The 21,947-nt window shown below is 61.7% G+C and carries 18 protein-coding genes; 12 read left to right on the top strand and 6 right to left on the bottom strand.

Annotated elements, in window-relative coordinates; all coding sequences use genetic code 11:
• Window positions 1–2 precede the first annotated feature (2 nt).
• Window positions 3–182, top strand: coding sequence for a helix-turn-helix domain-containing protein (locus tag OH491_RS28360; RefSeq protein WP_145928687.1), 180 nt, complete (start codon window positions 3–5; stop codon window positions 180–182).
• A 489-nt stretch (window positions 183–671) separates the two neighbouring features.
• Here the strand turns inward: OH491_RS28360 and OH491_RS26455 are convergent, their stop codons facing one another.
• Genes OH491_RS26455 through OH491_RS26440 form a run of 4 tightly spaced genes read right to left on the bottom strand, consistent with a single transcriptional unit; the run spans window position 672 to window position 3,755 of the window.
• Window positions 672–2,183 carry a type IV secretory system conjugative DNA transfer family protein gene (locus tag OH491_RS26455; protein WP_068768281.1) on the bottom strand — a complete coding sequence of 504 codons (1,512 nt, stop codon included), beginning with the start codon at window positions 2,181–2,183 and terminating at the stop codon, window positions 672–674.
• Window positions 2,180–2,653: a hypothetical protein gene (locus OH491_RS26450; protein ID WP_068768282.1), complete on the bottom strand. Its 474-nt coding sequence runs from the start codon at window positions 2,651–2,653 to the stop codon at window positions 2,180–2,182. The genes OH491_RS26455 and OH491_RS26450 overlap by 4 nt, the downstream gene beginning before the upstream one ends.
• Complete coding sequence (locus OH491_RS26445; RefSeq protein WP_068768283.1) at window positions 2,650–3,354, bottom strand: division plane positioning ATPase MipZ; 705 nt, start codon at window positions 3,352–3,354, stop codon at window positions 2,650–2,652. The genes OH491_RS26450 and OH491_RS26445 overlap by 4 nt, the downstream gene beginning before the upstream one ends.
• 11 nt (window positions 3,355–3,365) lie before the next feature.
• Complete coding sequence (locus tag OH491_RS26440; RefSeq protein ID WP_145928457.1) at window positions 3,366–3,755, bottom strand: hypothetical protein; 390 nt, start codon at window positions 3,753–3,755, stop codon at window positions 3,366–3,368.
• A gap of 346 nt (window positions 3,756–4,101) precedes the next feature.
• On the opposite strand from OH491_RS26440, the gene mobF reads away from it, so the two are divergent.
• The 10 genes from mobF (at window position 4,102) to tmk (ending at window position 18,551) form a co-directional block, all read left to right on the top strand.
• Window positions 4,102–6,699, top strand: a complete 2,598-nt coding sequence (gene mobF, locus OH491_RS26435; RefSeq protein WP_334318946.1) for a MobF family relaxase — start codon at window positions 4,102–4,104, stop codon at window positions 6,697–6,699.
• Window positions 6,696–7,046 (top strand): hypothetical protein, encoded by a 351-nt coding sequence (locus OH491_RS26430; RefSeq protein ID WP_068768285.1) that lies wholly within the window; start codon window positions 6,696–6,698, stop codon window positions 7,044–7,046. Before mobF ends, OH491_RS26430 begins: the two co-directional genes overlap by 4 nt.
• 58 nt (window positions 7,047–7,104) lie before the next feature.
• The gene (locus tag OH491_RS26425; RefSeq protein ID WP_068768286.1) at window positions 7,105–7,359 is read left to right on the top strand and encodes a hypothetical protein; all 255 of its coding nucleotides are present in this window, start codon (window positions 7,105–7,107) and stop codon (window positions 7,357–7,359) included.
• On the top strand, window positions 7,308–9,938 hold the full coding sequence (locus OH491_RS26420) for a hypothetical protein (protein ID WP_342750768.1): 2,631 nt from the start codon (window positions 7,308–7,310) through the stop codon (window positions 9,936–9,938). Before OH491_RS26425 ends, OH491_RS26420 begins: the two co-directional genes overlap by 52 nt.
• A complete protein-coding gene (locus tag OH491_RS26415) occupies window positions 9,836–12,232 on the top strand; it encodes a hypothetical protein (protein ID WP_342750767.1) in 2,397 nt (798 codons plus the stop codon). Before OH491_RS26420 ends, OH491_RS26415 begins: the two co-directional genes overlap by 103 nt.
• A 21-nt stretch (window positions 12,233–12,253) precedes the next feature.
• On the top strand, window positions 12,254–12,466 hold the full coding sequence (locus tag OH491_RS26410) for a helix-turn-helix domain-containing protein (RefSeq protein WP_084441747.1): 213 nt from the start codon (window positions 12,254–12,256) through the stop codon (window positions 12,464–12,466).
• A gap of 413 nt (window positions 12,467–12,879) precedes the next feature.
• Window positions 12,880–14,433, top strand: a complete 1,554-nt coding sequence (locus OH491_RS26405; protein ID WP_068768289.1) for a UDP-N-acetylmuramate--L-alanine ligase — start codon at window positions 12,880–12,882, stop codon at window positions 14,431–14,433.
• 211 nt (window positions 14,434–14,644) lie between these two features.
• A complete protein-coding gene (gene thrS, locus OH491_RS26400; RefSeq protein ID WP_068769695.1) occupies window positions 14,645–16,561 on the top strand; it encodes a threonine--tRNA ligase in 1,917 nt (638 codons plus the stop codon).
• Between the two features lie 91 nt (window positions 16,562–16,652).
• Complete coding sequence (locus OH491_RS26395; protein WP_068768290.1) at window positions 16,653–17,765, top strand: PfkB family carbohydrate kinase; 1,113 nt, start codon at window positions 16,653–16,655, stop codon at window positions 17,763–17,765.
• 42 nt (window positions 17,766–17,807) lie between these two features.
• Window positions 17,808–18,551 carry a dTMP kinase gene (gene tmk / locus OH491_RS26390; RefSeq protein WP_084441748.1) on the top strand — a complete coding sequence of 248 codons (744 nt, stop codon included), beginning with the start codon at window positions 17,808–17,810 and terminating at the stop codon, window positions 18,549–18,551.
• Window positions 18,552–18,771: 220 nt separating this feature from the next.
• Here the strand turns inward: tmk and OH491_RS26385 are convergent, their stop codons facing one another.
• Both OH491_RS26385 and OH491_RS26380 read right to left on the bottom strand, forming a co-directional pair.
• Entirely contained in the window at window positions 18,772–19,617 is an 846-nt protein-coding gene (locus OH491_RS26385; RefSeq protein ID WP_068768291.1) for a TatD family hydrolase, read from the bottom strand.
• Window positions 19,618–19,629: 12 nt separating this feature from the next.
• The gene (locus OH491_RS26380; RefSeq protein WP_068768292.1) at window positions 19,630–20,523 is read right to left on the bottom strand and encodes an amidohydrolase family protein; all 894 of its coding nucleotides are present in this window, start codon (window positions 20,521–20,523) and stop codon (window positions 19,630–19,632) included.
• 185 nt (window positions 20,524–20,708) lie between these two features.
• Between OH491_RS26380 and OH491_RS26375 the strand changes: the two genes are divergently transcribed.
• On the top strand, window positions 20,709–21,833 hold the full coding sequence (locus OH491_RS26375; protein ID WP_334318948.1) for an LptF/LptG family permease: 1,125 nt from the start codon (window positions 20,709–20,711) through the stop codon (window positions 21,831–21,833).
• Window positions 21,834–21,947 lie beyond the last annotated feature (114 nt).

The raw sequence follows: 21,947 nt of genomic DNA, 5'->3' as shown, positions 1-21,947 counted from the left end.
TTCTGCTTTTTCCCCTTTGCCTGTGTCTGTCAATTCGGGGCAGCCTCAAAACCGGCTCTTATACGGTCAATCAAGTCGCTTACATGACTGGATTTTCGGACCACAGCCATTTGACGGCTCAGTTCAAACGACAGTTCGGGGTGCCGCCTCGTGCCTACCTGCCACGAATTCGCACGGTTTAACCCAAGAAAATCGTGGATAAATAAAAGACGTACGATGGACGGTGGTCTATGATTGATACCTAAAAACGGAGTGCTTATTTTGGCACTATCGCCACGTAAAATCAGCAAAGTGGTGCTCCCGTCGTCAGGCCGGGGCGGAGCACTTGATCCAACCCTCAACTTATAGTGTTCTATGTCTCATTTGTCCCCGCCCGTTCACCTCATTATCACGTTACCCCTTAGCGATTATACTATCTATACGCAGGCTGTTCGCCTCCTGGGACGCATAATGGGCAAAAAGGCGCCCAACCCAATCGCACTGATCGTCCATACCCTCCGTCGCCGTGATGCTCGCGGCCTGGTTGAAGACTACTTGGAAGCAGTGGGATGGCCGTTGGAGACGCGGGGATCCCATGCTTCAAAGAACCGGACCACGCATCGGAGCCAAACCGAACGCCGACGGGGAACACTGACTCGCACTGGCCTCGGCTCCCCAAGTCGAAATTGACATCACCGCACCGGTTTCGTGCTGAAGTCCGCCAGTTCTGCCACGAAGTCGTTGGCGTGGGTAAACCCGGTGAACGGCAGTTTACGCAGAAATGGTTTCCCTGTGCGGCGGGGATGGCGGATCACCGCCCTGCCCTCCGGCAACGCCTGAAGTTGCGTGGGTTTGAACCACGGCTCATCGATCATCTGCCAGTTTCGCGATGTCCGGCCGGCACTGATACCGCCACTATATCGGCGGAGTTCCCGTCCGCCCATTTTTTCCGAGATGATCTTTGCTCCTTTCTCATCCGCGGCTCGAAAATGAATCTGCGTGCGCAGGTTGGCCATAAAAACATCTGCTTTGCGCTCGGTTTCGAACGCGGCATAGAATGACAAAGGTGTTTGCGTCGCGGAAATCAGGCAAGCCCCCGCCTCACGCAATTCATCAACCGTGGCGTGGTCAGCGAAACCATCTTCGGAGACAAGCGTGGTCTTCTGACCTTCGTCGAGAACGAGCACGATCAGATTGCGTCGATGCAGTTCCTCGGATTCGAGATCAAACCGCCGGAAGGCATGAAGAAAGAACAATTGCTTCGCGAGGAGATTGAGGTAGCGGCGTTCGACTTGGTAGGTCTGTGGAATCGACAGACAAATGAGCCGCCCCTCGTCGACCTCAGCTAGGGAGAAGTTCGGTTCCACCGAGCAAAAGACTTCGGCAATGTCCGGCGGCGTGTAAGGTCGCAGGTAGTTCGCTACGGTGTAGACCGTGCCACTCTTCTGTTCAGGTGGTTGCTCGGCAAAATCCTTAAAGTATTGCCGCTCCATTTCGGCGGCGCGACCCGGTCGCTCGGCGAGCCGGGCCAGCACCATCGCGAGATCGCTGGAGACGCAGATCATATCGTGCACGTTCGCGAGAGTCACCGGCAAATCCGCCGCTTCGAGGGCGTGCATCGCATGGGTAATGACATCGCGGGCGGTTTCTTTGAAAAACGTCTGACCGCCACGTTGTCCGGCGGCCGTCGCAGTATCCACAATCATCTTCGCGTAGGTGGTCCATGGCACGTCGGGCATGGAGAGCAGATTCAGGCGCAGAGGAGGGCTCCAATTGCCAAGAGGAATATGCGTCGGCCGCACCCGAATGAGCCGCAGGCTTTCTTCCTGGCCCAAGCTGCGCGCCATCGCGGAAAGTGGTTTCCACAACGCTCCTTTGGAGTCCACCGCGAGAATGCCGGTATCGGGCAAAGTCGAGCGCAAGCCGTGGACGATGGGCACGACGGCTCGTGCGGTTTTGCCCGTGCCGGTCGCTCCCGTAATGAGAAAATGGCAGCACGCTTCGTCCCGGGTCCAAGTGAGCCCCCAGAGCTCAAGCGCGAACTGCTGTGCCGATTCGCCCCATCGGTCGAGTGATTCAAATGCGCTCCAAATGGCCTGTGCCAGCGCGGCCACCGCCAACCAGTATCCTGGCATGCCCGGAAGCAGGCTCCGGGCGCTAAATGCCACACCTAGGCAAATGACGACCACCCCCACCGCCTTCATGCGCGAAAGAGAACGATGGCACCAATCGCGCCCAATGCGACACCGGTGAGCAAAGTGGCAAGGAGGTGCCGACGTCGGGCAACGCGGAATGTCCGGGCGGCCAAGCCCAGAACCTTTTCCATCGCCCGGAGGCGTTCGACGGCATTGGTCACCGGCTGCCGCAATTGCGTTTCAAGCTCCTTGCCGAAGATCGCTGGACGGTTGACCATTTCCTGCTGCATTTGGTTGAGCACGGCGTTGACTCCGGCGATAGCATCAGCGGAATCCGCCAAAACTTCAATGCGCGCATCCAAGGCCGTCTTCATTTCCACAATGGCGGCCTGCAAGATGTCCTCCGATGCTTTTACCCGTTGCCAGTGCCAGGCGATGAGCAAATAGACCGGATCATCGGGATGCAGGCGGTAGTGAGACGATACCCACTGTAATTCTTCCGGCAGACTGGCCGGGTCGATCAGATCCTCGGGCTTCATCCGATGAGCAGCGCTCGGGCTTTCGTAAACTCAGCCGCCATGCGTTCGTGGAAGCGGACGCAACGGGATCGGTCGAGGAGATGAAGCTGTTCGCTGGCGCGACCGCGTCCGACGGTGAGATTGGCCTGCTGGAGCCGGTTGCGTGTGACCTCGAACAGACAAGGGACATCGATCTCGACGGCTCCCAGTTCTTGCAGACGCCGGCGCGAATTACTCTGTGTAAACAGGGGGAGCGTGTCGCTGTCGCGCAGGTTGCGCGCGACCAGCCAGCGCACGCATTCGCCATAGGCGTCGAGTAATTCCGCGATCTGCGAATTCGCATCTTTATCGTCGGTGCCGATGAGGACGAACACGAGGGCGAGATCCAGTTCGCCTTGGAGTTGCGGAAGCCGAGCCTCGTCGAGATAAGCGAGCACCTTGCCGCCGCCGGTAGCACGGTTATCGACGAGTACCGTGTCAGCGTCGTCCAAGGCGTGGACCATGCGGTCGAGGACTCCGAGCTTGTCCACGTCCACATCGGTATCGATGAACTCGGCCTCCGGTACGAGCCGGTTGAAGGTCGAATTGGCATGGTCCAAATCGAATGCCTTCACTCGGGCGCCTTCGTCGCCCAAGTAATCGTAGAGCAGCGCGGCGACAAAGCTCTTGCCGATGCCGCCTTTGTCTTGAGGGAAGAGAATGATGCGTTTCGTCGGATTCATGGCTGCATTGGTCAGTAGTTATCGCGGGCAATTTTGGGGCCGCGTTTCCCCAAGCTCCCTACGCTCGATCCCGGCGCGGAAACCCCAAAAGTTGGAGCGCCGGCTGACGAGCCTGCCGGTCGTCTGCCAGCCACATTCGTCGTTGTGGTCGACGGCGATTGGCGGACGCGCTCGATTTCGGCTTTGGTAAAGTTCCGCCGGCAAAAAACGCCTACGGCGGCGGGTGACACCTTGAGGCCGTGGCGGTTCAAGGTCGCTGCAATCTGCTCGTAGCTCATGAACTTCGCCCGTTGGAGCAGGAGCACGTCGCGATACGGAGCCAGCAGGCCGCGGTTATGAGCGGTCGGGTCGTAACGCTGGGCATCCTCCAGCAGTCGGGCATATAGTTCGGGCGAATCCATTGGCGGGCAGTATCGTTTCTCTTGGGATTAAAGTAAAACAAAATATTATGGGTTTATAAATAACCGGAATGACAATATAGTGGTGATCGAGTAGTGGTGTAGTGGCGAAATTCGCTCCGCTACCTAACGGACGTTAGGGGTGGCGTGTCACGCATTTCATAGGTGATAGGTTTAAGGCGGATGCTTCAGTGAGATCATCGGTTCCTTGAATGATGAGCAGTAAACTGCGCAAAAAAATTTGCTGCGGATGCGTCCCTAACTTAAATTTTATGGGTTTACTCTCGCTTTTCTTATGGGTTTATGTTTCATTCCCAGCATGGTTAGATTTGATAAGCCCTGCATTCGCGTGGATGCCGCCGTAAACTACTTCCGGCAGCATTTGCGCGTGGGCGACTATCTGACTGAAGAAGGTCAGGCGGAGATGGTCTGGTTCGGCCAAGGCGCCGCGCGGTTGGGTTTGAACAGGGTATGCCAATTGGAGGCATTGGAGCGACTGTGTGCCGGTCAGCATCCGGCAACGGGAGAAAGACTCGGAGTAAGGGACAAAGGAGCCAAACGCCGAGTCTGTTACTTCGGGCAGATTTCGGCGCCCAAGGACGTTTCGATTGCGCTGCTGGTCGGCGGTGATCGACGGATTGAGGCGTGGTGGCAGGAAGCGGTGCAGGAAACCTTGCAGGAGGTCGAGGCGGTGACAGCGACCCGCGTGCGACGGGGCGGCGTCAACGCGGACCGGGTGACGGGCAACATGGTGGCGGCGGTGGTCACGCATGATTCCAGCCGGGCGCTCGATCCCCAGTTGCATACCCACATGTGCATTCTCAACGTCACTTTCGACTCGGCGGAGCAGCGTTGGAAGGGCGTCCAACCCTACGGGTATCTCCGGCATCAGGGGTATTTCCGCGAGGTGTGCTACAACCGTCTCGCGCAACGGATGCGCGAGGGTGGTTACGAACTCGAACGCCAGTCCGGCATCGGTTTCACCATTCGGGGATTTCCGGAACGCCTGCGAACGGAGTTCAGCGAACGGCGGACGGAGATTCTGGCGGCGGCCCGCGAACGCGGAGCCGCGACACAAGACGAGCTTCAAGCCATCACGGCGGAAACGCGGGCGGCAAAGACCCACGCAACGTCCGCAAGTTTGCGGACGGGATGGGAAGCGCGGGCGGGCGACGACCTGGCCGTCGTGCGCACCGTGATTGCCGGCACAATGGGCAAGCCGGTTCCGCCGCCCGAGATGAGCGCCGACGAGGCGCTGACCGCGACGGCGGACCATGTTTTCGAGCGCAAGTCCGTAGTTGTATCACGTGATCTGCTTCGGGAAGCCTTGATCTACGGGCGAGGCTCCGTGCCGCTCGCCGATCTGCGGGTCGCCCTGAAGCAGCAGGTTGCTTCCGGTGTCCTCCGGGAGGCGGGGGAGGAAATCGCCGCCACCGCGGCCTTGCAGGCGGAAGAGGAGTTCATCGCTTGGGCGAATGCCGGCCGGACGAGTTGCGGTGCGTTGGGCACGCTTCCAGCCGGAGCGGAATTGTCGGAAGAGCAACGCCGGGCGGTGGAGGGCATGCTTGGCTGCAATTCACGGGTGATGATCCTCGCCGGTGATGCCGGAACCGGGAAGACGAACAGCCTAAAGTCAGTCGTGGCCGGCATCGAGCAGGCGGGCGGACGGGTCTTCGGGTGCGCTCCTTCTTCCGGGGCGGCCGATGTGCTGCGTCAGGAACTCACCCCGCATGCCGACACGTTGCAGCAACTACTCGTCAACGAATCGCTTCAACGGGCCACACGCGACCGCATCTTGCTCGTGGATGAAGCCGGCTTGATTTCCGTGAAGCAGATGCGAGACCTCTGTCGGCTGGCGGCAGCGAATGACAATCGGGTCATCCTGATTGGAGACATCAAGCAGCATTCCTCAGTCGAAGCCGGCGACGCCTTGCGCTGTCTGCAAAAATTCGCGCAGGTGCCGGTCTTCCGCCTGACGCAAATCCGCCGGCAACGTTCGCCGGAGTATCGCCGGGCGGTGGCTCTGCTTGCCAAAGGTGACGCATTTGGGGCTTTCAACCATTTTTCTCGGCTCGGCGCGGTAAAGGAAATCCCGCAGGAGGACGTGTTGTTCCAAACGGCCGCGAGCGCCTACGTCGCTCATGTCCGCCGCGCCGAATGCTGCCTGGCGATTTCGCCGGTCTGGAAAGAAATCCATGCCTTTACCGACATCGTGCGCGGTCAACTGCGGGAGGCTGGCCTTTTGCAAGGCGACGGACGCCACCTGTCCACGGTCTTTTCGCTGCAATGGACGAAGGCGCAAATGCGGGACGCGCGAAATTATCAGCCGGGCCAGGTGCTGCTGTTTCATCGCTCGTCGGGTTCGTATGCCAAAGGGGATCAACTCACGGTTGTGCGGCGTGATGGCGCGGTTCTGCTGCTGCGCTTTGAGGATGGCGGAGAAGCATGGTTCAGCCCGTGTCACAATCGCGGTTTCGATGTCGGAATTCGGCGCGAGATTGAGGTCGCAGCCGGAGACCGCCTTTTGATTCGGGCCAATCAGAAGACGGCGCGGCTGCGCAACGGAGACTTGGTTGAGGTCGCTGGTTTTGCGCCGGACGGGAGCATCACCCTGCGAGATGGGCGCTCGATTCCTTCCTTGTTTCGGGAGTTTTCGCATGGCTATGCGACGACCTCGCACGCGGCCCAAGGCAAGACCGTCGATCATGGGATCTTATTACTGGGACGCGCGGGCATCCTGGCGGCCGATCTGAAACAAGCCTACGTCTCCAACTCCCGTTTTCGGGAGAGTCAGAAAATCTACGTCGCCGACCAGCGGGCCGCCCGCGAGGCGATGATGGAATCCGGTGACCGCAAACTCGTGCTCGAAATGCCTCCACCGGCTAACCGCGCTTTGCGTCCGGTTCGGACCGGCATCCGGATGGTGGCAGGAGGTGTGGTGGCATGAGCATTCATCAGCATCCCACGAAGGTGCCGTTGGCTCCGCCCGCGCCGCATGTGTGGGGTGAACTGGCGTCGGAGCATCAGACGGCGGGAGCCGTGCGGTTCGTGCTCAGCGACCGGGTAGTCTCGTTTCCCATTGGCGAGTTGAAGCGGTGGGAGCATATCGCCGGCAATCCGGAGCGACTCGTTATCACCGCTGGTCAGGAAATCGTGACGGTCGAAGGTCAGGAGCTGTCCATCGTGCGCTCGGCGCTGGATGAGTCGCGATTGATCGAACTTCGGCAGCACGAGCGAAAACCCGCCGCCCGCAACGGTCCGACGGTGCGGCGAATAATGATTGAATCGAGATGAGGCATGGCGCTAAGGAAGATCAACGACGATCAACTCGATTTCTTTGCCGAGCTAACCCATGAACGGACTCCTCGCATACGGACGGATGGCGGAAGCCCATTGGCGGGAACATTGCCCGCAGATGGTACGTGGCTTGGAAACGGAGGGCCGGTTACAGGAAGCCCTGCTGGAAGCGCAGGAGCGCACGGCGGAAGAAATGGATCAACTCCTGCGGGACTTTCGCAAGCAGGGGCTGACACCGGAACAGGCGCACAGCCGGGCGTGGGAACTGGTGCGGGAGAAATACATCCTGCTTCCCCCGGAGCAGAACTGATTTCGCAGTTCAACGGACGAAATTACCGTCCGACCGAGACCGACCAAGTCGGGACCGGATCCCTGAAGCAGAAGTATCGGCAGAATGTCGCGGCCATTGCACGCCTTCGCCTGATTGAGGCGGAGCAGCGTTCGGCGACCACCGAGGACAAGTCCATCCTGATCCGTTTCGTCGGCTGGGGCGGAATGCCGCAGGTCTTCGCCGACGAAAAGGAAGCGCCACAGTGGGCGGCGGAACAGGCCGAGCTGAGGAACCTGCTCACGCCGGAGGAATTCACATCAGCACGCGCCTCGACACTCAATGCCCACTATACGTCGCCGCCCGTGATTCGGGCGATGTATGCGGGCTTGGAACGGCTGGGGTTCCGGGGAGGCCAGATTCTGGAGCCGGCCTGCGGACTCGGTCACTTTTTTGGCTTCATGCCGCCTGAAATGCACGGGCGTTCGCAGCTCACCGGAATCGAGCTTGACGGGCTCACCGCCCGGCTGGCTCGGACGATCTATCCCGCCGCTGACATTCGGGCGGAGGGATTCGAGACCGCGCTCCTCGCGACCAATTCGTTCGACCTGGCGGTCTCGAACATCCCTTTCGGCGACTATCGCCCCCACGATCCACGTTTCAACGCACGGCGATTCCGTATTCATGATTACTTTTTTGTCGCCGCGCTGGCACGGGTGCGTCCCGGGGGATTGGTCGCATTCATCACGTCCCGGGGCACACTCGATAAACGGGAAGACGGCTTGCGCGGATTGCTCGCCGGGGAGGCCGATCTCGTCGGGGCGTTGCGGTTGCCCAACACCGCCTTCCTGCACAATGCGAATACGCGGGTGACGACCGACATTGTGTTCCTGCGCAAGCGACTTCCGGGAGAAAAGCCCGGCGGATTGGCCTGGTTGGAGAGTCGGCCGCTCCAAGTCGAGAAAGGAGAGCCCCTCTTCGTAAACGAATATTACCACGCCCATCCCGAGCACATGCTCGGTAAAATGCAACGTCGGGAACATGGTATGTATGGGCGGGATGAGGCCGAACTCGGCGACGACGGCCGGGATTTGAGCACGGCGTTGACGCGGGCGATCCAGTCGCTGCCAACCGGCCTCTACCGATCGGCAACCGGCTTGGCGGCGAAACAGACGCTGCCCGCACCAGCGAATTTGAAGCCGGGGGCCTACATTGCTCTGGACGACGGAGACCTCGGACAAAGGGAGGGCGCCGAGTTGGTCGTCCTGACGGATCTTCCAGCCCAAACCCTGCGCCGGATTCGCGGGATGTTACGCGTGAGAGAGGCCGCGCGCGCGTGCCTCGCGGTACAAGTTCAAAACCAAAGCGAAGAGGCCATTCTGGCGACGCGGGAACGACTCGATGAGGCGTATGATCGGTTCGTTGGGCAATTTGGCCCGATCTCTTCGTCAGCCAATGTTCGCGCTTTCGTTGGCGATCCCGATCTACCGCTGCTGCTCTCGCTCGAAAACTACAATGAGGACAACGATACGGCGACGAAGACGGCGATCTTCCGTGAGCGCACCATCGATCACCGCCGTCCCATTGAGCAAGTGGCGAGCCCGCGCGAAGCTCTGGTGGTCACGCTGAATGAGCGGAGTCGCGTTGATCTCGACCACATCGCGAAGCTGCTGGGCAAGCCTCCGGATCAGTTCCTGCCGGACCTGCAAGGGCTCATCTTCCTCAATCCCGACACCCGGTGTTGGGAGCCCGAGGACGAGTATCTTTCCGGCAACGTTCGCGAAAAGCTGGCGAAGGCCGAGATGGCTGCGAAGCGCGACGCACGGTTTCATGGCAATGTCGAAGCGCTTCGGGCCGTGCAACCCGACCCGCTCGCAGCCAATGAGATCGACGCCCGGCTGGGCGCGGTCTGGATTCCGGCATCGGATATTGCCCAATTCGCGCGAGAACTGCTGCGGAGCGGCCGTGAGGACGTGAAGGTCGGTCATGCTGCGCAACTCGGATTGTGGAGTGTCGAGGCCAGTTACTACGCCAAGACGGGAGTGGCCAACCGGAGCGAATGGGGAACCGAACGGGTGCCTGCCCATGAGTTGCTGGAACATGCGCTCAATCTTCGCACGCCAACGGTCTATGACTATGACGAAAAGAAAGTCGCTCATCTCAACGTTGTCGCGACGGAGGCCGCGAGAGAGAAACAGCAGAAGATCAAAGACCGCTTCATTGAATGGATTTGGAGCGACGATGCGCGGCGTGAACGTCTCGTGGCGGCCTACAATCGTGAGTTTAATTGCTATCGGCTACGCTCGTTCAACGGCGATCACCTGACGCTGCCTGGTGCCAGCCCGGCCATTGCGCTCCACGCGCACCAGAAAGCGGCGGTGTGGCGGATTCTCCAGACACCGAATACGCTCCTGGCCCATGTTGTTGGCGCAGGCAAGACCTATACGATGGTGGCGGCCGCGATGGAGTTGAAGCGGCTTGGGTTGGCCAAAAGCCGCTCTTCGTGGTGCCCAATCACATGCTGGGACAGTTCTCGTCCGAACTGCTCACGCTGTATCCCGCCGCGAATATTCTGGCGGCAGGAAAAGCCGATTTCGAGAGCGCACGCCGGCGGGAATTGATGAGCCGCATCGCCACCAATAATTGGGATGCCGTCATTGTCACGCACTCCGGCTTTGAGCGCCTGGCCATATCGTCGCAGGCCCAGAAAGGTTTTATTCAGGAGCAGCTCGATGATCTCGAAACCTGCATTCGGGAGCAAAAAGGACAGGACTCGGGCACGCGGCTGGTGAAGCAACTGGAGGCGTCCAAGAAGCGTCTGGAGGCCAGGCTCAAGACCTTGGCGGCGGAACATCGCAAGGACGACACGTTGACCTTCGAGGAGTTGGGTGTGGACCGCCTTTTTGTCGATGAAGCCCACGCCTACAAAAATCTTTTCTATGTCACCAAAATGACGCGCGTGGCAGGCCTTCCGCAGACGGCCTCGGAACGCGCTTTTGACATGTTCCTGAAAGTGCAGCACGTGCAGCGTGCCAACGGCGGCGGAGGCGTTGTGTTCGCGACTGGAACGCCGATCACGAACACGATGGCGGAGATGTTCACCATGCAGCGCTTCCTGCAAATGGACACGCTGGCGAGCCGACATCTGCGGCATTTCGATTCGTGGGCGGCGACTTTCGGCGAATCGGTCACGGCACTCGAACTCGCTCCGGACGGCGCCGGGTATCGATTGAATACGCGGTTTGCTCGCTTCGTGAACGTGCCCGAGCTCATGCACATCTTCCGGCAGGTGGCCGACATTCAGACTGCGGACATGCTCAAACTGCCGATTCCGAAAATCGAGGGCGGACGCCCGCGGATCGTGCGCGCACCTGCGACGCCCCAGTTGAAGGCGTTGGTCGCCTCCCTGGCCGCTCGGGCAGAGAGGCTCAAAACCAATCACGTGCCGCCGTGGGAGGACAATATGCTCAAAATTACTGGCGAGGGCAGGAAAGCGGCGCTCGACCTTCGACTCGCGCTCGGCCCGCTTGAGGACAATCCGGCCTTCAAGGTAAACCAGGCGGTGCGGGAAATCTTCGCGATCTGGGATTCGTCGCGCGAGCAACGCCTCGCGCAGCTTGTCTTTTGCGACCTCTCCACCCCGAAAGGTCCCGGTCAGGGTTTCTCTGTTTACGACGACATCAAAACCAAGTTGGTCAGGCTCGGCGTTCCCGCTGCCGAAATCGCGTTCATTCAGGACTACGACAGCGATGCGGCCAAGCTGACCCTCTTCAAAAATGTCCGTTCCGGCAAGGTCCGCATCTTGGTCGGTTCGACCGCAAAAATGGGCGCTGGCACAAACGTTCAGGCCAAGCTGGTGGCCTTGCATCACCTGGATGCCCCTTGGCGGCCTGCCGACATCGAACAACGCGAAGGTCGGATTCTCCGGCAGGGAAACAGCAATCCCGTGGTGCAAATCACCCGCTACGTGACGGAGGGCAGTTTCGATGCGTATATGTGGCAAACGCTCGAAACGAAAGCGAAGTTCATCGCCCAGATCATGACCGGAGAATGCTCGGCCCGGCGGATCGAGGACCTTGATTCACCGGCGTTGACCTATGCCGAGGTGAAAGCGATCGCATCCGGCAATCCGCTCGTGATTGAGAAAGCGAAAGTGGATGCCGAAGTGATGCGTCTCGGGCGGCTCCGTGGTCAGCATGGCGAGGATCAATACAACGCCCGGCGAAGGCTGCGGATGATGGAAGAGGATGTGCAACGGCTGGAGCGCGCCATCGTCGGGCATCGAACTGACCTTGAACGCCGGGTGGATACCCACGGTGATAAGTTCGTCATAAAACTGGTCGGCCGCACGTATGGGGATCGAGCCGAGGCGGGAACGGCATTGATCGGCTTGGTGGATCGCCAGCGTCATGCGCGCGGACCGGTGGAGTTGGGGCACTTCGCGGGCTTCCGTTTGGCATTTCGGCCCACCGTGCCGGACAAGCTCACATTGCATGGAACCATGACCTACGACGGCAACGTCTCAATCAGCCCGGCGGGAATCATCGGTTCCTTGGAGCACGCCATGCGTTCCATCGAAGAACGGATCGGGCGGGCGCAGGAACAGTTAACGCAGACCAAGAAATCAATCGGAGAAATCGCGGCCTTGGTGGATCGCCCATTTGAGCACGAGGCTCGTTACCACGAGGCCGTCGCGCGCCAGGCAGAGCTGGTCGAAACGCTGGACTTGACCCGGCCCCAAGCGCCCGGCTCCGGGGATCTCACCACAGAATCTAGCTCAACAGTCGAAGCTGATATACCTCCAAGTCAAGAAGCGGCTAAGAAAGCAATAAATGAAAGAAAGGAAAGGGTTTCTTCTCCAACTCGTCCGGGTGTCATTCGTAGCGATGTCCTACGGCCTAGAATCGTCGTGTGACCTGTTAACCCTAAATGGAATATGGATACCGGTTCTTCCCCTCCACGATTAACGATTGAGCGTCTGACCTACTCGGTGGAAGAGTCGGCCGCTGCTCTTGGAGTCAGCAAGCCAACCATCTATCGATTAATTGCCCGTGAAATTCTGCGCCCGATTCCGGGTTTGCGGCACAAGCGAATCCCTTGCGATCAAGTGCGGCGTTTTGCTGCCGGCGAAGTTCACGGTTTGAATTAGAGAAAGCTGCGTCGTGCACAGAATGTGTGATGGTGCGATCACTTGCGCGCATTGGAGAGCTTCGGCGCGTGCCGATTCCCTATTGGAGATTGAGAGCCATACGACAGATGCTGAATCACTTTGGCATTGTGTCGTTTGATGGATGGAGGTGGCAAAAAGGCTCTTCCCGAGCAGTACCTTTTGTGCAAACTGATGGCCATGTTTTTCTCGGTTCAAACAGCGACTCAAGTTGGCGTAAGGCAGCTCAAAGGGATCGGTATGGATTTATACCGTTTTTGGCCTTCTTTTATACCACTTTTCTTATACCAGGGGTCCCTAAAAATGGGCCAAAATGAGGTTACTTGGGATTCTTGGCTCTCGTTTTCAGAGGAAGTTTTCAGAGGAGAGATCAAATTAGAGAAAGTGAGATCAAAATGAAGATTTACTTCATGGGCATCTGCGGCACGGCGATGGGCAACGCCGCGCTGCTCGCGCGCGCCGCCGGACACGACGTGCTCGGCGCGGACACCGGTGTTTATCCGCCGATGAGCACCGTGCTCGCCGCCGCCGGCATTGCTCTCCACGAAGGCTACGACCCCGCGCGCCTCGCCGCACTCGCACCCGATCTCGTTGTCATCGGCAACGCCATGAGCCGCGGCAATCCCGAGGTCGAGTGGCTCCTCGAAACCCGCGCCCTGCCCTTCACCTCGCTGCCCGCGATGCTGCACGACCACGTGCTCGCCGGGCGCCGCAACATCGTCGTCTGCGGCACCCACGGCAAGACCACCACCACCGCGCTCACCGCCTTTCTGCTCCGCGAAAACGGCCGCGACCCCGGCTTCCTCATTGGCGGCGTCCCGCAGGACCCGCCGACCGGCAACCACCTCGGCGCGCCCGCCGATCCGTTTGTCATCGAGGGCGACGAATACGACAGCGCCTTTTTCGACAAACGCTCGAAATTCATCCACTACGCGCCGCGCATCGCCGTGCTGAACAATCTCGAATTCGACCACGCCGACATTTTCCGCGACCTCGCCGACGTGCGCCGCACCTTCGAGCACCTGACGCGCATCGTCCCGCGCAACGGCGCCATCATCGCCAACGGCGACGACCCCAATCTCGCGCCCGTTCTCGAAAACATCCGCTGGTGCAAAATCCTCCGCGTCGGCACCGGCGGGAACAATTTCGTCCGCATCACCGATTTCACCGAGACCGCGGACGGCTCCGCCTTCACGCTGCTTTGGGACGGAGCGGAATGGGCGCGCATCCACTGGCAACTTCCCGGCCTCTACAACGCCCGCAACGCCGCCATGGCCGCCACGGCGGCGGCGATCGCCGCCGCTGGATTTTCGATTTTCGATTCTCGATTCTCGATTGGGGAGCTTCCGCTCCCGTCCGCATTTGGCGTGGCAACGCCTTCAATCGAGAATCGAGAATCGAGAATCGAAAATCCAGCCCTCCGCATCCCGCATTTCTTCCACCTCGCCTCCCTCTCCCGCTTTCGCGGCGTGCGCCGCCGCCAGGAAACGCTCCTCGCCACGCCCGCGCTCACCGTCGTCGAGGATTTCGGCCACCACCCCACCGCCATCGCCGAGACGCTTCGTTCCTTCCGCAACCGCTTTCCCGTCTCCACGCTCACGGCGGTCTTCGAGCCGCGCAGCAACACCGCGCGCACCAACCGGCTTCAGGACGACTTTGCCCGCGCCCTCGAAAACGCGCACGAGGTCTTTCTCGGCCCGGTCAACCGCGCCGAGAAACTCGCCGACGACGCCCGCTTCGACACGCGCCAAGTCGCCCGCCAGCTTGCCGCCAAAAACGTGGACGCCCGCGCCTTCGACACCAACGCCGCCCTACGCGACGCCCTTGCCGCCGCCACGCTTCCGTCCAAACCGGCGCAGCCGCGCGTGATTATCTTTTTCAGCAACGGCTCCTTTGACGGCATCATCACCGACTACGTCCGCGAGGCCGGTTTCCGCTGCCCGCCTTGATAGGTTCAGCAGGATGTCCCGGAAACAAGTCCTGCGAAATCGCGGATGCAGTCTGGCGCGCCGGCTCATCTCTCCCCGACATGCCGCCTCAATTCGCGCCGGCATTGCATTGCGCCGCATCCGCGAAAACGCAAATAACCTTTTCTCTTCACCTTTCCCCTGCTCCGCGCCACGCTTTCCCATTTTCACCACTTTCCAACACCCGTCCGCCATGTCGATGACACCGCTCGAAGAAATCCGCCACTCCTGCTCGCACATCCTTGCGACCGCCGTCCTCCGCGTCTTCCCCGACGCGAAGCTTGATATCGGCCCCCCGACGGACACCGGTTTTTACTACGACATCGATCTCGACCACAAACTCACCGCCGAGGATCTCGCGCGCCTCGAGGCCGAGATGAAAAAGGTCATCGACGAAAACCAGGCCTTCACCCGCCGCGAAGTCTCCCGCGGGGAAGCCACCGAGCTCATCAAGAAAATCGGCCAGGAACGCTACAAGCTCGGCCGGCTCGCCGACATCCCGGAGGGCGAGGCCATTTCCTTTTATCAGAACGGCGAGTTTATCGACCTCTGCGCCGGCACCCACGTCCGCTACACCAAGCAGGTCAAGGCCTTCAAACTCCTCTCCATCGCCGGCGCCTACCACCGCGGCGACGAACGCAACAAACAACTCCAGCGCATCTACGGCACCGCCTTCCCCTCGAAGGACGAACTCGCCCAATACCTTGACCGCCTCGAACAAGCCAAACTCCGCGACCACCGCAAACTCGGCCGTGAACTCAAGCTTTTCCACATCGACGAGGATGTCGGCCAAGGCCTTATCCTCTGGACTCCCGCGGGTTCGATCCTGCGCCAGGAACTGCAAAACTTCATCAGCGAGGAACTCCGCAAACAAGGCTACTCCCAGGTTTTCACCCCCCACATCGGCAAACTCTCCCTTTATAAAACCTCGGGGCACTTCCCCTACTACAAGGAATCCCAATTTCCCGCCATCGCCGAGCCCGACCAGCTCGCGCAGATCGCCTCCGAAGGCTGTTCCTGCGCCGACATGACCGCGCGCCTCGAAGCCGTCTCCGCCCACTTCGCCGCGCAGCTCAACGAACGCGCGGGCACCGAGCTCATCGCCCCCGACCGCGTGATGGACCCCGCCCGCCTCCTCGACGGCTTCATGCTCAAGCCGATGAACTGCCCCCATCACATAAAAATCTTCGCCTCGCAGCCGCGCTCCTACCGCGATCTCCCCGTGCGCCTCGCCGAGTTCGGCACCGTTTACCGCTGGGAGCAGTCCGGCGAACTCAACGGCATGACCCGCGTCCGCGGCTTCACCCAGGACGACGCGCACCTGTTCTGCACCGAGGATCAGGTCGCGGAAGAAGTCCTCGGCTGCCTCGCCCTCGTCAAAACCGTCCTCTCCACCCTCGGCATGGCCGATTACCGCGTGCGCGTCGGCCTCCGCGACCCCGACTCCAACAAATACACCGGCAAGGCCGAAAACTGGGACAAGGCCGAGGCCGCCTGCCGCGCCGCCGCCCAGACCCTCGGCGTCCCCTTCACCGAGGAACCCGGCGAGGCCGCCTTCTACGGCCCGAAAATCGACTTCGTCGTCAAGGACGTCATCGGGCGCGAATGGCAGCTCGGCACCGTGCAGGTTGACTACAACCTCCCCCTCCGCTTCGACCTCACCTACATCGGCGCGGACAACCAGCCGCACCGTCCCGTGATGATCCACCGCGCCCCCTTCGGCTCGATGGAACGCTTTTGCGGCGTGCTCATCGAGCACTTCGCCGGCGACTTCCCCCTCTGGCTCGCCCCCGAGCAAATCCGCCTCGTCCCCATCTCGGAAAAAGTCGCCGATTACGGCCGCGACCTCCTTGCTCAACTCCGCGCGGCCGGTCTTCGCGCCTCGCTCGACGAGCATAGCGACAAACTCGGCGCCAAAATCCGCCGCGCCGAGTTGGAAAAAGTCCCGCATGTCCTCGTGCTCGGCGCGAAAGAAGCCGAGGCCAGGGCCGTCAGCGTCCGCACCCGGACCAACGGCGACGAAGGCGTGCAGCCATTCGCCGATTATCTCGCCCGCGCCAAAACCGAGGTCGCCACCCGCGCCCTCCCGGCGAAGAAGAATGCCAAATGACAAGCGGCAAGTAACAAAGAAAAGAAACACACCGCCCGCGCCAGCCGCTTGTTGATTGTCACCCGTTACTTCCCTCTTTTTCCCACTCCCCATGTCCTTCAAAAAACAAGCCCTCGAAGAACTCGCCGCCAAACGCGCCGCCATCGGGCAAAAGCATGCCGTCGTCGGCCTTGACGGTTTCGTGGACACCATCGTGACCCCTGTCGCGCTGCGCACCGGCCAGGGCGAGGACTTCACGCCCATCGACACCATCACCGCCTTCGGCCAGCGCGTCCTCAGCGCCGCCGGCAAAAGCACCAACATCGAGTTCTACCCCCGCATGGAAAAACTCGGCGGCAACGGCCCCATCATGGCCAACGCCCTGCTCGCCGCCGGCTCCCGCCTCACCTACATCGGCGCGCTCGGCAAGGACACGCTTCACCCCGTGTTCCAGGACATGGCGACCCGTTCCGACACTATTTCCCTCTGCGCCCCCGCCCACACCACCGCGGTCGAGTTCGACGACGGCAAGCTCATGCTCGGCCAGATGAAATCCTTCGATGAAATCACCTACGCGAAACTCATCGAAACCATCACCCCGCCCCGCTTCACCGCGCTCCTGGCCGGCGCCGACCTCCTCGCCCTCGTCAACTGGACGATGATTCCGAACATGACCGGAATCTTCGAAGGCATTGTCCAAAACATCCTTCCCGCGCTGCCGCCCCGCGAGCGCATCTTTTTCTTCGACCTCGCCGACCCCGAAAAACGCGCCCCCGAGGATCTCGTCGCCGCCCTGCAAATCGTCGCCCGCTTCGAGTATCACGGACGCGTCACCCTCGGCCTCAACCTCAAGGAGGCCCAGCAGGTTTACGCCGCCCTCGGCCTCGGCGTCTTCCTCGGCGAGGAGGAAAAGGACCTCCGCCACGCCGCCTCCGCCATCCGCGAAAAACTCGCCCTCTCCACCGTCGTCGTCCACCCCCGCAAATCCGCCGCCTGCGCCACCCCCGCCGGCGACTGGTGGCTCCCCGGCCCCTACTGCGAGAAACCCCTCATCACCACCGGGGCCGGCGACCACTTCAACGCCGGGTTCACCACCGGCCAGCTCCTCGGCCTCACGCCGCAATCCTGCCTCGCCCTCGGCGTCAGCACCTCCGGCCACTATGTGCGCAGCGCGCACAGCCCGACTCTCGCCGACCTCGAAACATTCCTCGCCCGCTGGCGCTAAATCCTCCAATCTATCCGCCAGACACCACCTACTACCACCGCCATGCCACTCAAAAACAAAAACGCCGACGGCATCCTCATCTCCTTCGAAGGCTCCGAAGGCAGCGGCAAGACCACGCAAATTTCCCGCCTCGCCCAGCGCCTCCAGAAACGCGGTCTCGAGGTCGTCTCCACCCGCGAGCCCGGCGGCACCGCCATCGGCGAGCAAGTCCGCAACATCATCGTCCACAACTCCGGCGGAGACGAAATGTGCGCCGAGACCGAGCTTCTCCTCTTCGCCGCCGCGCGCGCCCAACTCGTCCGCGAGACCATTGCCCCCGCGCTCCTGCGCGGCGCCGTCGTCCTCAGCGACCGTTACCTCGACTCCTCCACGGTTTACCAAGGCATCGCGCGCAACCTCGGCAAGGGCCCGGTGAACGAAATCAACCGCTTCGCCGTCGGCAACGTCATGCCGCACATCACGGTTGTCATCGACGTGCCGACCGACGTGAGCCTGCAACGCATCCACCAGCGCGCCAGCGATCTCCCCGACCGCATGGAGCGCGAGAACATCGATTTCTACGAAAAAGTCCGCGTCGGCTATCTGGTGCTGGCGAGAGGCATGCCCGAACGCTTCATCGTGGTGGACGGCACGAAGAGCGAGGATGCCATCGAGAAACAAATCTGGATCGCGGTGGAAAAACGCCTCTTCGGCAACCACAGGAAACCCTTGCTCAAGAAAATCCCCGCCAAGAAAACCGCCGCCAGGAAAGCCGCTCCCAAAAAGAAAACCGCGAAGAAAAAATAAGCCGGTTGCGTTTCCCTTGGCTGGCCACCCCAGGTGTTCCGATACCATTTGCAAAACGGAATGCGCCGTTTTGGTGGAGGGCCGAGCTCCCGCGAGGCCGTCGCCGGGAAACGTTGCCCCAGGCCGTGACGGCCTCGCGGGAGCTCGGCCCTCCAGAAGACTGACTCTGTTTCTTAGATGACCCGACTTGATTTCCCGCTATGCCCGCGACCTCGGCGGATCATGCCGGGCCGAAGAGTTTCTGGAAATTCAGCGCAAGCTGGTCGGCAAGCCGTTCGACGGGCAGACCGCGAATCGTGGCAAGCACGGTGTAGGCCGCGACGATGTTTGCGGGATGATTGATCGTTTCGCCGGACGGGGCGGGCGGGAGTTGATGCGGGCGCGACGAGGATGGCGGCGGCATGGCCGGGGCGTCGGTTTCGGCGAGGAGGCGTTCCGCGGGGACGGCGGCGAAGGTGGCGGCGTGGCGTTTTCGGGGATCGTGGATGAAGGCGGTGTTGAAGGAAAAATACGCGCCGAGGCGGACAAAACGCGGCACCATTTCCACCGGGCCGGCATAGGCATGGAGCAGGAAACCCCGCGCGGGCACCGGCGTCCCTTCGAGCAGGTCAACCAGCGCCCCCCACGCGTCGAGACAGTGAATGGTGGCGGCGCGACCGTGGCCGGCGGCGAGGGCCAGTTGCGCGGCGAGGATTTCGCGTTGCTCGTCGGGAGGCGAGCGGCGGAGCCCGGCCAGGCGCGGGTCGTCCGGGCGGGCGCGGTCGAGCATCCAGCGGTCGAGCCCGACCTCGCCGACATGCGCGGCGGGATGCGCGGCGAGCGCGGCGCGGAGCCGGTCGAGCCAGTGCGGCGAGCGGTTGCCCGCATGCCACGGATGAAGGCCGAACGAAGGGACGACCCAGGGCAGGCGTAGTGAAAGATCGGATACGGCCGGCCAGTCGTCCTCGCAGGTGCCGTTGGCCACCGCGCGGCGCAGGCCGAGCGCCGGGAGCTGCGCGGCGAGGTCGTCGAGGTGCGGCTCGAGCCAGGGGTCGTGCAGGTGGTTGTGGGCGTCGAAAAATTGCATGGGGCGGCGCGGTTAAATTCCCAGCACGCGCCGGGCCGTCCCGCACAGTATGGCGGCAAGCTCGTCGTCGTCCAATTCGCTCGTTCTCGCCTCATCGGCCAGCGAGAGCATGCAGGGCTCCGTCTCCCGCGCCGGATACAGCACCAGAGGAAAGTCCGTCCCGAACAATATCCGCCCCGCTCCCACGGCGTCGGCCATTTCCCGCCAGATTTTTGGCGGATAGGTGAGCGGAGACGCCGCCGTGTCAAAAAAAACGTTGTTCAACGCGCGCACCTCCGCGCCGATTCCGGGATCGAGCGCCGCCCGCGCTCCCCAGTGCGCCCAGATGAAAGTCGTCTCCGGATAAGCCCGCGCCAGCCTTGCAAAATCCGCCAGCGGCGTGGCGATTTTGCCCGGGTAATCCTTGCTGTCCGGCTCGGTCACGTGAAAGTTGACCGCCAGCCCCAGTTCGCCCGCAAACGCCAGCGCCTCGCCGAGCACCGGGTCATCCACTGGGATACCCTGCGAATGCGGCGAGAGTTCCCCCACCCCGCTGAACCCCGCGTCCATCGCGCGCGAAATTTCCTCGCGCACCGCCGCCAGCCCCGCCTCCGGATGCAGCGCGGCAAATGCCGAAACCCGGTCGTCGTGCAACCGCAGGCATTCCGCGTAAAAACGATTCTGCCACGCGCACGTCTCGGGTTTCTCCCAATACCAGCCCAGCAGCACGACCCGTTCGACGTCCGCCGCGTCCATCGCGCGGAGCAGATCCGCCACGCTCGGGAAACCTTGCACGGGGCGCCCGCTCTTGCGCACCCGCGTGCACAATGTCGCCCAATGCGCCTCGCCCCGCGCCGCCGCCCACGCCGCCGGCGAGGCATTCACCTCGGGCGGATACAAATGCGCGTGTGCGTCGATTACCGGCATCACATCAAACCACTAGCCGGAAATGCGCGCCCGGCGAGCAAAAGCCGGCCCGCGCGGGCGTTTTGAAAACGCCGGGGCCTCCCGCATTTTTCGTATCGGCATTTTGCCGATCAACCGCACGATGGGCGCGTCTTGAGCACTCGGTTCCATCCCTGCCTCCCCTTCCGCCGCGCCGGCCATCCCGCATGATCCGCGTCCTCCAACGCCATATTCTCTCGTCAGTCCTCTTCGCCTCGGGCGCGGCGGTGGTTTTCACGACCTTCGTCTTTGCCGCCGGGAATTTCATCAAGGAACTGCTCGCGCCGCTGCTCGACGGGACGCTGCCCGCCTCCGTCGTCCTCAAGCTCACCGTTCTCCTGCTGCCCTATGCGGCGGTTTACGCCGTGCCCATCGGACTGCTTGTCGGAACCCTGCTGGTCATGGGGCGGCTGTCGGCCGACAACGAAATCACCGCGATGCGCAGCGCAGGGCTGAGCCTGTGGCAGATCTCCCGCGCGGTGCTCATGTTCGGGCTCTGCGGCGCGGCCTTCGCGCTCGCCATCAACTTCGAGATCATGCCGCGCGCACGCACGACCTACCAGGTCGAGATTGTCCGCGCCTTCCGGCAGAGCGCGTTCAACATCCTCGCTCCGAAAACCTTCATCCGCGCGTTCACCGGCGCGGTGGTTTATTTCAACCACAAGGACGGCGACGAGCTGCGCGATGTCTGGGCCTGGCAGCTCGACAGCCAGCAACGCGTGACCCGCCTTATCCACGCCGAAACCGCCACCCTGGATATCGACGAGGACACCGCGACGATGGTCATCACGTTTCGCAACACGACCATCGAGCAACGCCAGGCCGGGGACCCGGAAATCCGCAACAAGCACGATGCCATCGCCTCGTTTGAGGAAACGAGCATCGACATATCCCTTGCCAAGCTGTTCAACCCGCGCCGTGCCCGGCACAAAATCGAATGGCTGCCGACGCGGGAGTTGTTCGCCGAGTTGAAACGCGTCTCCGCGCCGGACATTCCCGCCCTGGACCGGCTGAAAGTCTCGATGGCGGTGCAGGAAAAATTTGTCACCGCGCTGGCGGTGTTTTCGTTTGTGCTCATCGGCATCCCGCTCGGCGTGCGCACGCAGCGCAAGGAGACCTCGGCCAACCTCGGCATCGCGGTCATCCTGGTGGTGGTTTACCACGTGCTCGGCAGCGCGGCGGGCGGCCTCGACCGTCATCCGGAGTTGCATCCCGACTGGCTGATGTGGCTGCCCAACCTCCTGTTCGTCGGTCTCGGCATCTGGCTCTACCACCGCGCGCAGCGGGCGTGATCCCCGCCGGCGTTGGTTATGCCATTCCCGAACGAAATTCACCTTTCTGGAGGGCCGAGCTCCTGCGAGGCCGTCGCAGTCGGACGCAACGTTTTCCGGCGACGGCCTCGCGGG

It is taken from the genome of Termitidicoccus mucosus, assembly GCF_038725785.1.
GTDB classification, from domain to species: Bacteria; Verrucomicrobiota; Verrucomicrobiia; order Opitutales; family Opitutaceae; genus Termitidicoccus; species Termitidicoccus mucosus.
This window is presented reverse-complemented; position numbering and strand designations above follow the sequence as displayed.

Excerpts from the sequence above, each read along its gene's own strand:
- OH491_RS26455 (WP_068768281.1), bottom strand. The coding sequence starts at position 2,183 with ATGAAGGCGGTGGGGGTGGTCGTCATTTGCCTAGGTGTGGCATTTAGC.
- OH491_RS26450 (WP_068768282.1), bottom strand. The coding sequence starts at position 2,653 with ATGAAGCCCGAGGATCTGATCGACCCGGCCAGTCTGCCGGAAGAATTA.
- OH491_RS26445 (WP_068768283.1), bottom strand. The coding sequence starts at position 3,354 with ATGAATCCGACGAAACGCATCATTCTCTTCCCTCAAGACAAAGGCGGC.
- OH491_RS26440 (WP_145928457.1), bottom strand. The coding sequence starts at position 3,755 with ATGGATTCGCCCGAACTATATGCCCGACTGCTGGAGGATGCCCAGCGT.
- OH491_RS26430 (WP_068768285.1), top strand. The coding sequence starts at position 6,696 with ATGAGCATTCATCAGCATCCCACGAAGGTGCCGTTGGCTCCGCCCGCG.
- OH491_RS26425 (WP_068768286.1), top strand. The coding sequence starts at position 7,105 with ATGAACGGACTCCTCGCATACGGACGGATGGCGGAAGCCCATTGGCGG.
- OH491_RS26415 (WP_342750767.1), top strand. The coding sequence starts at position 9,836 with ATGCTGGGACAGTTCTCGTCCGAACTGCTCACGCTGTATCCCGCCGCG.
- OH491_RS26410 (WP_084441747.1), top strand. The coding sequence starts at position 12,254 with ATGGATACCGGTTCTTCCCCTCCACGATTAACGATTGAGCGTCTGACC.
- OH491_RS26405 (WP_068768289.1), top strand. The coding sequence starts at position 12,880 with ATGAAGATTTACTTCATGGGCATCTGCGGCACGGCGATGGGCAACGCC.
- thrS (WP_068769695.1), top strand. The coding sequence starts at position 14,645 with ATGTCGATGACACCGCTCGAAGAAATCCGCCACTCCTGCTCGCACATC.
- OH491_RS26395 (WP_068768290.1), top strand. The coding sequence starts at position 16,653 with ATGTCCTTCAAAAAACAAGCCCTCGAAGAACTCGCCGCCAAACGCGCC.
- tmk (WP_084441748.1), top strand. The coding sequence starts at position 17,808 with ATGCCACTCAAAAACAAAAACGCCGACGGCATCCTCATCTCCTTCGAA.
- OH491_RS26385 (WP_068768291.1), bottom strand. The coding sequence starts at position 19,617 with ATGCAATTTTTCGACGCCCACAACCACCTGCACGACCCCTGGCTCGAG.
- OH491_RS26380 (WP_068768292.1), bottom strand. The coding sequence starts at position 20,523 with ATGCCGGTAATCGACGCACACGCGCATTTGTATCCGCCCGAGGTGAAT.
- OH491_RS26375 (WP_334318948.1), top strand. The coding sequence starts at position 20,709 with ATGATCCGCGTCCTCCAACGCCATATTCTCTCGTCAGTCCTCTTCGCC.